Origin of the sequence: Bacteroides congonensis, from assembly GCF_900130125.1 — a bacterium.
In the GTDB taxonomy this organism is placed as follows: domain Bacteria; phylum Bacteroidota; class Bacteroidia; order Bacteroidales; family Bacteroidaceae; genus Bacteroides; species Bacteroides congonensis.
In genome coordinates this window covers 880116-893849 of the sequence record NZ_FQXY01000011.1, presented here as the reverse complement: position 1 = coordinate 893849, position 13734 = coordinate 880116, and the positions used below count along the sequence as shown (strand labels likewise).

At 42.3% G+C, this 13734-nt stretch carries 10 protein-coding genes; 4 read left to right on the top strand and 6 right to left on the bottom strand.

From position 1 onward, the window contains the following. Positions 1-88: 88 nt before the first annotated feature. Together BQ7997_RS20815 and BQ7997_RS20810 are read right to left on the bottom strand one after the other, a co-directional pair. Positions 89-469, bottom strand: a complete 381-nt coding sequence (locus BQ7997_RS20815; RefSeq protein ID WP_073347889.1) for a hypothetical protein — start codon at positions 467-469, stop codon at positions 89-91. 120 nt (positions 470-589) lie between these two features. Beyond that, positions 590-3280 (bottom strand): transglutaminase domain-containing protein, encoded by a 2691-nt coding sequence (locus BQ7997_RS20810; RefSeq protein ID WP_073347888.1) that lies wholly within the window; start codon positions 3278-3280, stop codon positions 590-592. 299 nt (positions 3281-3579) lie between these two features. Here BQ7997_RS20810 and BQ7997_RS25750 point away from each other — a divergent pair, with 299 nt between their 5' ends. Continuing rightward, positions 3580-3717: a hypothetical protein gene (locus tag BQ7997_RS25750; RefSeq protein ID WP_004301914.1), complete on the top strand. Its 138-nt coding sequence runs from the start codon at positions 3580-3582 to the stop codon at positions 3715-3717. A 97-nt stretch (positions 3718-3814) separates the two neighbouring features. Further along, positions 3815-4990 (top strand): C1 family peptidase, encoded by a 1176-nt coding sequence (locus BQ7997_RS20805; RefSeq protein ID WP_073347887.1) that lies wholly within the window; start codon positions 3815-3817, stop codon positions 4988-4990. 99 nt (positions 4991-5089) lie between these two features. On the opposite strand, the gene BQ7997_RS20800 is transcribed toward BQ7997_RS20805, so the two are convergent. From BQ7997_RS20800 to dinB, 3 genes are all read right to left on the bottom strand, one after another. Beyond that, a complete protein-coding gene (locus tag BQ7997_RS20800; protein WP_073347886.1) occupies positions 5090-5791 on the bottom strand; it encodes a DUF4627 domain-containing protein in 702 nt (233 codons plus the stop codon). A gap of 50 nt (positions 5792-5841) precedes the next feature. Then, positions 5842-7776 (bottom strand): heparinase II/III domain-containing protein, encoded by a 1935-nt coding sequence (locus BQ7997_RS20795; protein ID WP_073347885.1) that lies wholly within the window; start codon positions 7774-7776, stop codon positions 5842-5844. A 107-nt stretch (positions 7777-7883) separates the two neighbouring features. Then, the gene (dinB, locus tag BQ7997_RS20790; protein ID WP_044654921.1) at positions 7884-8975 is read right to left on the bottom strand and encodes a DNA polymerase IV; all 1092 of its coding nucleotides are present in this window, start codon (positions 8973-8975) and stop codon (positions 7884-7886) included. Between the two features lie 203 nt (positions 8976-9178). Here dinB and BQ7997_RS20785 point away from each other — a divergent pair, with 203 nt between their 5' ends. After that, entirely contained in the window at positions 9179-10582 is a 1404-nt protein-coding gene (locus BQ7997_RS20785; protein ID WP_073348489.1) for a DUF4419 domain-containing protein, read from the top strand. A gap of 4 nt (positions 10583-10586) precedes the next feature. Further along, positions 10587-11363, top strand: a complete 777-nt coding sequence (locus BQ7997_RS20780; RefSeq protein WP_073347884.1) for a Cof-type HAD-IIB family hydrolase — start codon at positions 10587-10589, stop codon at positions 11361-11363. A gap of 6 nt (positions 11364-11369) precedes the next feature. Here the strand turns inward: BQ7997_RS20780 and BQ7997_RS20775 are convergent, their stop codons facing one another. After that, the gene (locus tag BQ7997_RS20775; RefSeq protein ID WP_073347883.1) at positions 11370-13691 is read right to left on the bottom strand and encodes an alginate lyase family protein; all 2322 of its coding nucleotides are present in this window, start codon (positions 13689-13691) and stop codon (positions 11370-11372) included. Positions 13692-13734 lie beyond the last annotated feature (43 nt).

Genomic DNA, 13734 nt, shown 5'->3' with positions numbered 1-13734 from the left:
AAACACGACATGCCCGGAAATGAATATTATCCGGACTTATAAAACATATTTGCACAAATTCCCAGGAATAGTTATGGCAAAAGAAAGGCTAAATCAAGATATGTGCCAAGGTATAAATGTAATACCTATTAGAATATTTCAGATAATTAGTGTCGGAAAGAAGAATTTTCCTTTTGTCCTCGGGCAAACGGAAAGAGCGGGAACTTAATAACTGGACAATGACGGGAATATCATTAAACTTCAATGTCCTGACGGGAGTTATGTTTCGTGGAAGTGAGAAAGTAGTCAGGATTCCTAAGGAATGGCTCTCTGCCGGAGTTGAAGTGAATGTCGTAGCAGTGACTGCGTCATTCTCCAAAGAGATTACGGTTGTTTCCCGAAATCCCCGGACATCTTCTTTATGGGTAGACAGACTACCTCCAATAAGTAAGAATGCAAGTGACAATATGCACAAAAGATACTTTATCATAACTCTCTACAAACGTAACAATTAATTCGCATAAAAGTGCGCTCTATATAGAGAATTAACGATTATTGCATACTGTCACACTGCATTACTACTTTCTGTTCCTTCTTCGCTCTGTTCTTTCTACAATCCGTGAATGGTTTTCATCAATTGCTCGCCCAGGCCGATGGTATATCCTTGAGAAACAAAGACAACACGGTTGAATGTATCGGCAATGACAAACATGGGCAGAACATTCTGATTGGAGAGATTCATGGATTTAGCAATTTGCTGCTGAATGCTATTATCCATATCTACGCCATAAGTAATGGTAGACGGCAACCCCTGAAACTCTACAGGATGGAACTTCTTATATTGTTCTTCGGACGGGAAAAGGAGGACTATTTTCCGACCCCATTTCTCGAACTCGCTGCCTAAAGCGGCTATATCCCGCAATGCATGATTAGTAGGCTCCTGCCCTACTCCCAACACACCAACCACAAAATAACCTCTTCCACAAGTTTGAAGAAGGCTCTGCGTTGCAGATGAGTTACCGCCCGATACAGGAATATACAATGATTCCGAGTTGAAATTTCCAATTACCTGTACTTGTTCGTCACTTTCTCTCATAATCAAATCAATGGTTGTCGTCTTGTCCGGTTCTATGGTAAAGAAAGTAACTTTGGAAAGTACCGCTCCGCTTGCCATACGCGTTCCGGTGACCAGCATATAATAACCGGCATCCAGTGGAGTGCCATTCTTCAACAGATTTGACCATGTAGTACCTGCACCCATATCGGCATCCCCTTCGTCATAGTTCAACAGTTGGAATACACCGTCCTTGAATTTGGAAAGAGTAAAATGGGAATAATACTTCGGATCGGGTAATGAGCGGATTGGTTTGTATGTGGCACGCAACAGTCCGGTAGCAGCCTGCACCGGTGTACTTTCCGCAAAATCCACATCTATAGTACGTCCTTCTTTATTCACATACTGCACTTTTCCCGTCACCTTATCTATTTGGGCAGGTATGCCGAAAGCACGAGCCATTGCCACAAAGAAAATATCACGTGACTTTTCATCCGCAACACGAGCTCTCCACACTCCTACCGGAGAAATAGGGATACGCTGGGAATTCAGTTCATTGTTAATCTTAATCTCTTTCTTACACCATTCAACCAAACGGGATGGTTCTTCCACAAAGGCGTCTTTCTCTTTTCGCGAAAATGCAGCATTGAGATTATAGCAATAAGGCGTCAACATTTCGTTTTCCACACGCGGGTTGACCATCTCGGCACTTTCATGCTCAGTGGTAATCTGTAGATAATCAACCAGGCAATAAATAGATACATCCCTCCAATCTTTGGCAGAAAGTTGCTGCAATAGTGCCAAAGCAAAGTCAAAACGTTCTTCGGTCAGATTTGAAGCTATTTTTATGAAATGAAGCAACGTCTTATAGTTTCCCCGGGAAGCAACCAATATCTTTACCATTTTCTCTTTATCTTCATCGCTTATATTGAATCTGGCAAGAGCTTCCTGGTCAAGTGCTTCTCTAGCACGTTCTTCAGTCATCATCGTTGCTACATAAGCATTGCGAATAGAATCTTCCTTAGCCAGCCGGAAATCATTTTCCTTACGTTGTTCCGGAGTTACTTCCGGCAGATTCGCTCCTTCCGCGGGTGGAACAATGTCCAAATCGAATGCATATGCTTCTCCCTCTTTCTTATCCAAAGCAAGAACCAGCTTATCATCTTTGCCAAAAGACAGTTTACCATAACCGAATTTACCGCCTTTGGAAACCCATACCAACATATCTCCCTGTCCGGCTGTCAACGAAGCCTGACCGTCCGCACCGGTATATTTAGTGGCAACCGTATAAAACTCGGCGTAATTATAAACTTTGAAATCCACCTTCGCACCAATGACAGGCTGACCGTCAGCATCAGTCACCATGACCACTGCCTTTCCCGTAGGAGCATAATTATCTATCACATTAATCTCGGTATAATTCGGAGTCTCAAGCATAATCTCCTCCGGCCCGTTATAACGACCGAAAACCTTTGTATGCATCAACATTCCACGACTTGCGGGCGCATTGAACCAACCGAGGTTCAGCACCGGTTCGGGCTCGCAAGCACCAAAGAAATACCACTTGCCATCCGCCCAGGCTTCTACCCAGGCATGATTATCATCCGTATGCGCCCAACGGGGAGTATATACCTGACGGGCAGGAATTCCGACCGAGCGCAATGCGGCAACAGTAAAAGTAGACTCTTCCCCGCAACGTCCATAGGCCGTTTGCACCGAAGCCAGCGGCGAACTGGTACGGGCATCACTCGGACGATATACCACTTTCTCATGACACCAGTGATTGACCTCTAAAATCGCATCCTTCATCGAAAGACCTTTCACCCGTTCCTTCAGTTCTTCATAAAATACTTCCCGGGATTCATCCAAATTCTCATTATTCACACGGACAGGCAGTACAAAGTGCCGGAATAACTCATCGGTTACACTCTTTCCCCAAGGCATTTCACTGCGAGCCTGTTTGGAAAGACGAATATTTTTCAGATAATATACCCCGGGATAGTCTGTTATATCCCCTATCGGCATATAGGCATAAAGAAACATCAGCGCTTCACGCTCGGAGAGAGTCAAAGTACTATCCGAAAGGATGGTAAACAGATTCCCATCGGGAAGAGCCTGTTGTTTTTGCTCAAAATCCTGAAGTACCTGATTACGATAAGCTTCTTCTTTCAAAAAATGGGATTCACTGCATGAAAATAATAATACAGAGAAATACGGGACAAGCAAAAGACGGACGAGTGTTTTCATATTTATGTGTTAATTAAATAAACGATAGTCAAATAAATATGCATACCAAAGTACACATCCACAAAATTACAAGTTTTTTTCTGAAAGACAGCACAAGTAGCTGTAAATGTATGTAATAGGTTTGTAACATCTACCGTGTTCGAACCTCCCTTAAAAAGAAAAATCAAAATAAAAAGAAGATTTCTATGTTTTACAGCATATATTTCAAAAACATTTTGTACCTTTGCAGTGTTAATAAAGAAAACAAGATGTAAAACCGCTCTTCAAAACGTGGGGGGCAAAAAAAGAGGAAACAAATTATGAAAAAGAATGCAAATGAAAAAATTATGATGTTACAGTACCGTATTAAACGCTATCAAGCAATGGGAAATGGTGCAATGTGCCAAACCTTGAACGGTAAACTTCAAAAACTGCTGTCACAGCAGGTTGCCATGTAAATAAACACACTAATTATATGAATTTGGGCGAGGAACTTTCGAGTATCCTCGCTTTTTTTATACTTTTGTACTCAAAAGATAATAAAACACATATATCATGAAGAAATTATTAATGTCGGTTGCGTTGCTTCTTTTAGCTGCAACTTCTTTTGCACAAACACCCGGTTATGAATTCACAACCGTTGTGTCCCACAAAGCGACTCCCGTCAAGGATCAAGGTTCCACAGGTACTTGCTGGTGCTTTGCCACCGCTTCTTTCATGGAGTCCGAACTGCTCCGTATGGGCAAAGGAGAATACAATCTCTCGGAAATGTACATCGTCCGTCAGAAGTATATGAATCAGATGGAAGACAACTATCTCCGTCGCGGAAAGGGAAATATCGGAGAAGGCAGCCTGGCGCATACATTCACAAATGCCTATAAGCAAGTAGGTATCGTTCCCGAAGAAGCATATTCCGGTTTGCTTAATGACAGCAAAGACCATAATCACGGAGCACTGACACGCTATTTCAAAGCTTTGGTGGATGCCAATATCGCTTCTAAGAAACGCACTCCCGAATATGATGCCCTTATCAATAATCTGTTTGATACATACTTGGGCAAGCTTCCCGAGAAGTTTACTTATAAAGGAAAGGAATATACTCCCCAATCTTTCACAGAAAGCCTGGGACTGGATATGAATAACTACATCGAGTTGACCAGCTTCACGCATAAGCCTTATTACGAAACTTTCTCACCCGAAGTTCCCGACAACTGGGAAAACCAACCGATGTATAATCTCCCTTTGGACGAGTTGATTGGTGCTATCGACCACGCACTGAACAGTGGATATACCGTATGTTGGGACGGTGATGTCAGCGAACAGGGTTTCTCTTATAAGAACGGAATTGCCATCAACCCGCAGGTGGAAGATGTAAAAGACTACTCTACTACCGACCGTGCCCGTTTCGAAGCAATGCCGAAATATCAGCGTATGGAAGAAGTATTCAAGTTTGAACATCCTTATCCGGAAATCGAAGTGACACCTGAGATCCGCCAGGAAGGTTATGAGAAATTTGTGACAACCGACGACCATCTGATGCACATCACCGGTATCGCAAAAGACCAGAACGGTACTAAATATTATATCACCAAGAACTCATGGGGAGCGGAAGGAAATAAATTCGGCGGTTATCAGAATATGTCTGAAAGCTATGTACGTGCCAAAACAATCAGCGTCATGGTACATAAGGACTCTCTGCCGAAAGAGCTGAAGAAGAAACTCGGAATTTAACAAAAAAGAAGCATTATATAAAAGGGATAGGGCGACAAAGTATCACTACTTGATCGCCCTATATTTTTTATTAACTTATTATTTTAACCCCCTTTTCTTTTATTTCTTTTTCAGTGTCACATCGCTGATTTCTACGACACCACCTTTATTCAGTGAAAGGATGGCTATATAGCAATCTTTCAGGATAGCAGCGTCATCATCTGTATCAGACACTTCCAGATTGGCATTTGCTTTCTTGCTGCTGATAGCATTTACCACTTGTCCCATATCGTAGTAGACCACCACTTTAGTCCACTTATCAGCATCTTTAATCTTGAAGTTGTATTGCGCGCCTGATGCGTTTGGCTGTGCATCGGCATCGTAATCCCGACGCATGAAGAAGGTAGTGTTATACTTACCGTTATCATTCTTTTCTTCGTTAGTCTGCTTGATGTACACACTTACCGGAGTACCTGCTTCTTTTGCTTTTACGTAGAAAGTAAGGACGTAGATACCTTTATCCAATCCGTCTGTAATACGTTGTCCCAGGAATGCTTTGTACCAGGAGATATTCTTTGCAGCACCCGAATTGTCTATTTTCATAGCATTAGGATACTTCGCGTCACCAGTTTGCTCCCAGGTAATGGCAGTTGTTCCGTCGGCTTCGTTATTCATGATAAACCATTCACCGGCAGTAGCCTTGTTGGCATTGGTCACCTTGTTCGTTACTTCTGTGGCGAATTTCTCGTTTTTAATCAGATTCTGAGCGCTTACGCTGACTCCTGCAATAGCCAAAAGGCCGGCAAATAATACTTTTTTCATCTTACTGTGATTTAAATGTTTATACCTTTATTTTTTTCTATCTTCTTATTTTACTTTACTTGTTGGATGACAAATTTATAATTTCCGGACACTTTCTTTTCTTCTGTCTTCAGTGTGATTCGATAAATCTCCTTACCCCACACATTAGAAAGGCGCGGATCATCCAATTTGATGGTTTCCAGTTCGGCTTTGAATTGAGAGGGATAATCCAATTCGACTTTCTGTCCTTTCACTTCGACACGTACTTTGCCCGGTGACGGGAAAGTTACATTTCCCCAAGTCAGGAAATTCAGTTGGTTGGGGGCTACTGCTTCGTCCAATGTATAGTTGTCCGCAATAGTCAGTTTGCGGTCATCCAGTGTGTAAGAGCGATTCCAGTTTTTCACTTTGGCTTCCGCAGGGTAAGCAGTAGCAATATCCGTAGAGAAAGTGCGTTTCTTCTCATTGCAAACAGTATTCGTAGCTTTGTATTGCTGACCGTATCTCTGTGCTACACCATTTATCATCGGCAGGTTATGATAATTGCTCTGCATCGTCCATATCGTATAGCGGTCTTTACCAAAAGTCTGTTTGGTATAAGTTCCTACCCCTGCGTCGATAAATACAGGAATGGTATTCACATATAAAGAGAAAGTTCCTACATCGTTGTGATTATGGCTTTCGTTATTGAATCCGCCTTTGGCGGCAACGAACAATCCATTTTTATTCTTCATATAACAAAATTCCGTTTCAGGATACCAAGTCACGTCCGGCATATCATGTTTCGGGGTTGCTTTCGCCAGGTCATTGCAGTAAAGCAGGGATTGGAGTGAGCGGAAAGCATCATTGCCCATAGAAGCATATGGTTTTCTACCATTCAGCAAGTAAGCGGCAAAATGCATCATTTCATCGCTGTTTACAGCTTTTCCGAAACGGTAAATCAACAGAGGATCACCTCCACCCTGTGCTGAAGCATCGGCAAAGTTCACTACCCAGCCATTGCCAACATAAGAACGGGACATATATTCTCCCATCCGGCGAATCATCGGTTCGTTAAAAAGAGAAATTTTACCGTCTGTACCATCGGAGAGAATCTGAAGATAGTCATAGAGTTTTCCGGCAGCATGTCCCCAATAGGATGTTCCTTCTTCGCAAGCGCCATCGGATTTCACGAAATTGATGAACTTATCTACGGATTTCATAGAGCGATAGACGGCTTTAGCCAACTTTTCCTTGTTGTTTTCCATCAGGAAGAAACATTGCAGCGCGTTGGAGTTACACCAGGGATTCCAGTTGTTGATAATCTCCCCCGGCTGCCAGTTGAAAGCCATCCACCACATATCATCATCATTCATATACGGGTCGAGGATGCGTTCTTTGATTGCCTTGCGCATTTGCAAAGATACGACAGGATTGATTTTATCGAATGGCTTGCGGAAGAAATAGTGTACCCAAGCCATCAAAGCTCCGTAGCCGCCTGAACCAAGGTCGATAATCTGTTCACGGAAATCGGGAAGTGAACGTTTACTGCTCTGACGGGGCAAGTGTGCGGATAAAACCCATGAATTCATTTCGCAGCTCATATAGGCTCCATTCATCAACTGGTCGATAAAGCGTCCTTTGCCTTCGGCCAATTCGGCAAGCATCAGCGCATTGAGTGCCTGGCGGTTGGCGTCATAAGGAACTTCCATCACTTTCCGGTTACCACTGCGTTCGTATTCCAAATAAGCGGTGGCAGGAATCAATTGCCATTTGTAGTTGAGGAGTTTCTCACCGGCTTCGATGAGACGTTGTTTGTTGGGGCCCATCAGTGAGTCCCAGGCGGCGCGGTCTGTATAAGCAGGATATGGTACCCAGGCTTGTTTCATTACTAACGCGTTTTTCAACGTAGCTTCGTCTGCCGCTTTTTGCAGCATGTTGCGTTCAGTGTAAGCGTCAGCTTTGAAAGAGAAGCTTCCCAAAGCTGCTACCAGGAGAACACAAAGCAAATGTTTCATTCGATTCATGGTATTTTGTTCATTTAAGCAGGACAAAGATAGCGTATCTCTATAAAAGTAAGGTGAGCAAATCATACGAACCTGATGACAAAAAAGTACATACTTCAAAAATCGTACTATTCCCAGTCACTAAATTCAAAACTCAACTGCTCCCAGACACCATGTTGCTCATCCGCTTCTTCTTTCGGATTGGATACGGAAAGTCCGATAAGCCGGATCGGGTGCTGTTCATATTCTACGCTTTTAAGTAATTCCTTGGCTAGTGGAAGCACCCTGTCCAAAGTTGTCAGTTCCTGTGACTGGGTGACGCTTCGGGTTATCTGACTAAAATCATGAAACTTGATTTTCAGTGTCAGTGTATTCCCTTTAAAATCTTTACGGTTCAGGCGTTCAATCAATTCTACCGCCACGTGATACAGTTCGATAATAACAGAAGAATGAGCCGAAATATCCCGTTCCAACGTACGTTCACACCCGATGGATTTACGGATACGGACTGCTTCCACCGGACGTTCGTCAATACCGCGTGCACATTCATAGTAAAGAGCTCCCACTTTACCAAAGTGCGCTGTCAACATCTCAAGGGAACATTTCCGTAATTGGAATCCATTACTGATACCAAGCAAATGCATCTTTTTGGCAGTTACAGGACCTACTCCCCAAAAAGATTCGATGGGAAGACGGGCTATAAAATCAAGTGCCTGTTCCGGATGGATGGTGCATAATCCATCCGGTTTGCGATAATCGGAAGCTATTTTAGCCAGGAATTTATTATAAGATATTCCGGCAGACGCTACCAGATTCAGTTGTTCGCGAATCTTCTGTTTAATCTCTTTCGCTATATCCACAGCCAAAGAGATACCTTTTTTATTTTCCGTTACATCCAGAAAAGCCTCATCCAAAGAAAGAGGTTCAATAATATCGGTATATTCATGAAAAATCTCATGTATCTGCCGGGAAACAGACTTATAGACATCCATCCTGCCGGATACAAAAATAAGTTGGGGACAAAGATGCTTCGCTTTTAGTGAAGACATAGCGGAACGGACTCCGTAACGCCGGGCCTCGTAGCTGGCAGCAGCCACGACTCCCCTCTCTTCAGCATGACCTACCGCCAAAGGCTTACCACGAAGTTCCGGGTTATCACGCTGTTCTACAGAGGCATAGAAGGCGTCCATGTCAATATGTATAATTTTTCTCTGACTCATTTTAGGGAATTAGCAGAGCAAACTTACTATAAATTCCCGAATAATTCCCGCTTATCGGTTCAAGAAATAATATGGTTATGATTTTTATAGATATAAGTCAAAAAACATTCAATCTCATGTCAAACCTACCCGTAATAATATTATTTTTGCATATTATCTACTATATTTGGGAGATTATATTACAACACTATAAATTTAGTATCATGAGAAATGTGCTATTTTCCTTATTAATGCTTTGCTGTATTTCAGCAGTTGCACAGAAAAAAGTTACTTTTAAAATTGAAAAACTCTCAAAGCCCGAAGAACTGCTTGAACTGCATTCCCATAATGAGATTTACGAAAGGCTAATCTTATCGGAGATGGACTTGGCGCCTTATAAGGTAAAACAGGATAATCTCAAAATACCATATAACATCCTCGCCAAAAGTGAAGCTCCCGACAGTCTCGTGTCTTACGGTTATAATTCTTTTTTCAACGGTATGTATCAGGCTTATGCAGACCACAGACCATTTGTTTTATCTCCGGATATAATTTGGTTGCTTATCAGCCAGGGATTTGCACAACATATAAATGCCAATCAGGAAACTATGAGACATTATTTTGCTGATTTCTCCGGCAAACTGTCCCTAATCGTCTCAGCAGATAAGAAACCGGACGACCCTGCTCTTGCATGGGAAGGAATCTTCTCCAAATTCACCGGACAAATACAAAAATACGCCGGTAATAACCTGACCGAACTGCTTACCTGCAATTTTTCTACAACAACTCCCGTAGAGAAAATTGCTTCTGAAATAACAATCATGGAAACCGTCAAACCTTATTTTGAATTTATAATTATGCGTGTGGTTTGTGGAATTCCTGAAATAACCCTTGAAGGGACTCCTGAAGATTGGGAAAAAGTACTGGATAAAGCCCAAAAACTAAAAGGCTATGAACTTGAATGGTGGATTTCCGAACTGGAACCTCTTTTGAACGAATTCGTAAAAGCATCCAAAGGTGAAGTAAATAAGGAATTTTGGCGTAATATGTTCAAATGTCATTCACAAGAAAAATATGGAGCACCCGACATCATTGACGGATGGATCGTAAAATTCTTCCCTTATGACAAAGAAGGAAAAAGAAATAACCTGAAACAACTCGAAAGAACAAACTGCCTGCCGGATGAAATAGTAAAAGTGGATTTAAAGTATCAGGAAGTATATAGCGATACCGTCAAAAGCACTCCATTAGAACTTTGGGCAGGTTTTATCGGATTGAAACAAAACAAGAAAAATTTTGCCCTTAGGCCACAGATTGGCTGGATGGTCAGAAAGAAAGATGTCAGAAATGATAGATTAAAAAACAAGCTAAGTGCTGATTCCCTAAAAGATGGTTGGGGCAATGGCATTGTTATCAGAGTAAAAGAATTTCCTTCTGTCCTATTGGAACTCAAAGAAATAAAAAGATTAGAAATAAGATTCATTGATAAAGTAGATATTCCCGATGAAATATCAAAAATAAAGATTGGAAACCTGGTACTATATGGAAAAGTTACCAAAGAAGAAATAGGGCGTATTAAAGCCCTGTTACCCAGTACTGATATAAAAATAAACGGTTCACGAATATAATAATATGATAAAGGTTATAATGCTTGATGTGGATGGAACTTTGATAAGTTTTGAAACCCATAAGGTACCACATTCTTCTATTGAGGCTCTTAAGAAAGCCCATGACAACGGAGTAAAGATAGTGATTGCTACGGGCAGAGCTGCCGGTGATCTCCACGAAATCAATGCTGTTCCCTATGACGGAGTAGCTGCATTGAATGGAGCGGATTGTATCATGCGTGATGGCAGCGTTATAAAAAGGTTTCCAATCCCGAAAGAAGATTTCAGGAAGTCGATAGCAATAGCAAAAGAGTTTGATTTTGCTATTGCTCTTGAATTGGACGAGGGGGTATTTGTTAATCAGATGACACCGACCGTAGAGCAATTAGCCAGAATTGTCGAACATCCTATTCCTCCGGTTGTAGATATTGAGAAAATGTTCGATAAGAAAGAATGTTGCCAGCTTTGCTTTTATTTTGATTATGAAACAGAGCAAAAAGTGATGCCTCACCTGCCGAACCTTTGTGCTTCACGTTGGTATCCTTCATTTGCAGACATCAATGTAGCAGGGGTTAGCAAAGCTTCCGGCCTTTCGGCATTTGCGGAATATTATGGAATTGATGTTTCAGAAATCATGGCATGCGGCGATGGCGGCAATGATATTTCCATGTTAAAAGCGGCAGGAATCGGTGTAGCTATGGGCGGTGCGTCAGAGGCCGTTAAAACTTCAGCAGACTTTGTCACTGATACTGTAGAAAATGATGGACTGTATAAAGCGCTGAGACATTTTAAGGTCATATAGTCTAAATTACTTTGATAAACTATCTCTCCTTAACAACGCCTCAAGGAAATAATAATCAGCATATGAGATAGGTACATCTATTTCGTCTTTCGACGGCATGTTGCCTACGGAGTGTAACAGCAGAAAGCCTTTACACTTCCCTTCTTCTACTAGATAGTCTTGCAAGAGACTTGCTAGAATTCGATCAGCCCATGCCACATACTGTTCTTTCCGATTTGGATTGTATGTAGCCAATTCATACAATGCTGAAGCACAGACACATGCTGCGGATACGTCACGGAAGGTATCAGGTATTTTCTGATCATTAAAATCCCAATAGGGGACGAAGTCTGACGGCATGTTAGGATGAGTGAAGATAAAATCCGCTATGTGTTGTGCCTGATGAAGATATTTTTTGTTTTTTGTGTACCGGTATGTCATAGCAAAGCCATATAGCGCCCAACTTTGTCCGCGAGCCCATGCTGATGAGTCGGCATACCCCTGATGTGTCTGTTTAAGCCGTGCCTTTCCTGAAATAGTGTCATAGTCCACTACATGCCAAGAAGAATAATCCGCACGGAAATGATTTTTCAGAGTGGTTGCGGCATGGGCATTGGCTATATCGTAAAATGCATTGTCACCTGTCAGCAGAGATGCCTCGAAGAGAAGCTCCAGATTCATCATATTGTCTATAATGACCGGGTACTGCCATTTATGCCGGCTGAAATCCCATGACCGGATTACTTTCAAATGTGGGTTATAACGGGTGGCAAGACTATGGGCAGCTTTCAATACTACCTCACGGTATTCATCACTTCGGATTTCTTTATAAGCATTACCTGAAGAGCAGAATACCTTGAAACCAATATCATGAGAAAATACATGATCTTTGGCCTTTTTCACGGGTTCGGTATATCGAATAGCAAGTTTCCGTAGAGCTTCATCTTTCGTATAATGATAAACCAACCATAAGGAACCGGGAAAGAAACCGGAACACCAGTCTGCCGGATTAACCAGACGAAGACTACCGTCTTTGTTAAGACAACGAGGAATGACAAGCTCCTTCTTCAGAGAAGTGGAGAGGATGCTGTCTGCACAAAGTGATGTATATTTAAGTTGTTTGTCAGCATAAGAAAAGGCATCCCTTATTGGATCCGATGCTCCATAAAGCAGTCGTTTACGGTTGTTCAGGCCTTGCTTACCGTATTGCTTGTATAGTTTCATATAATCTTGCCGTGAGGGTACTATGTCAGCCATGCGATAAAGCTGTTCGCACAGAAATTGTAGACTTTCTTCCCAGCCGTTTATCTGCTTATAAGGCCATACAGACACGTCTTTACCTAAATAAGGAGTTAGAAAATCAACAGCCTTGCAGATATTTCTTCCATCAGGAGATATTGCCTTGTAAAGCTCGATTCCCTGACTACGGGCTATGGCGCACATGTCCACGAAGAATTGGAGATTATATACAGAGTAATGGAAGGCCAGTGTCCGGTGTAGTTCGCGGGGTTGGCTTCCGTCAGGCTGTATTTGTTTGTAGAGCCGGCGAGCAGGGAATTCATTGATAATTTGTCGCGCAGAGATGGTATCACCACAGAAAAGGAGAAATACGGTGAGTTGCATGTCATACGTGGTGCCATGGTTGTTGTTTTGTGCCCGTTCCACCTTACCCAAGTCACTGTTTTGCCACCATGTGGCGAAGTCGGAAAACCATTTTTCCAGTCCTGAACGGTCCTTGGCTGTGTAACTTTTCGAACCCTCAAGCTGTTTGACAGCATTCAGCATAGTTACAAAAGAATAGCTGTCGATGAGCCCTGACGGTCTTCCGCTATTTCCCTTTGTACCGGGGATAAACTGCGCATAGTTCAGGTTAGGATTCATTCGCGTCTTTTTGTCCAGAAACCAGATACGGAGTAGTTTTACTGCCCTACGGGCATAGCGCTCTTCACCGCTATAATACCAGGCCAAAGACAATGTTGTGACATTTTTTGCCATCTCCCCCAAGGGGATACGGTCATAGTTCTCCAATTCCGGATTGGATTCACCATCGCGATATACGTAAGGAAGTCCATTTTCATTTGCAGGATTAGGCCAGAAGTAACGGCTCAGACTTACGTAGTCGTGAGGTTCTTTACCAGGAGCCGGTTTTTGCTTGAAAGTGACGGAGTAAGCAGGCGCTTCCATTGCTTTCTCTGCATCGTCTTTCAGTTGACGGTAAGCGTTGGCGTAAGTGAATGATTGAATCTCTCTTTTTATCTCTTCCAGTTTATTCCTGTCCCATATCCACTGAGCCTGCAGGGAGAAAGCGAAGCAGGAAGCACATAAGAAGAGAAGTATTGCCTTTATCATAATTACGAATATTTTTTTATTTCATTTTTTGTCTTCGAACCGA

What these genes read in the sequence shown, in the direction of transcription:
- BQ7997_RS20795 (WP_073347885.1), bottom strand. Translation starts at nt 7,776, where the DNA reads ATGAATCGAATGAAACATTTGCTTTGTGTTCTCCTGGTAGCAGCTTTG.
- BQ7997_RS20800 (WP_073347886.1), bottom strand. Translation starts at nt 5,791, where the DNA reads ATGAAAAAAGTATTATTTGCCGGCCTTTTGGCTATTGCAGGAGTCAGC.
- BQ7997_RS20805 (WP_073347887.1), top strand. Translation starts at nt 3,815, where the DNA reads ATGAAGAAATTATTAATGTCGGTTGCGTTGCTTCTTTTAGCTGCAACT.
- BQ7997_RS20815 (WP_073347889.1), bottom strand. Translation starts at nt 469, where the DNA reads ATGATAAAGTATCTTTTGTGCATATTGTCACTTGCATTCTTACTTATT.
- dinB (WP_044654921.1), bottom strand. Translation starts at nt 8,975, where the DNA reads ATGAGTCAGAGAAAAATTATACATATTGACATGGACGCCTTCTATGCC.
- BQ7997_RS25750 (WP_004301914.1), top strand. Translation starts at nt 3,580, where the DNA reads ATGAAAAAGAATGCAAATGAAAAAATTATGATGTTACAGTACCGTATT.
- BQ7997_RS20810 (WP_073347888.1), bottom strand. Translation starts at nt 3,280, where the DNA reads ATGAAAACACTCGTCCGTCTTTTGCTTGTCCCGTATTTCTCTGTATTA.
- BQ7997_RS20780 (WP_073347884.1), top strand. Translation starts at nt 10,587, where the DNA reads ATGATAAAGGTTATAATGCTTGATGTGGATGGAACTTTGATAAGTTTT.
- BQ7997_RS20775 (WP_073347883.1), bottom strand. Translation starts at nt 13,691, where the DNA reads ATGATAAAGGCAATACTTCTCTTCTTATGTGCTTCCTGCTTCGCTTTC.
- BQ7997_RS20785 (WP_073348489.1), top strand. Translation starts at nt 9,179, where the DNA reads ATGAGAAATGTGCTATTTTCCTTATTAATGCTTTGCTGTATTTCAGCA.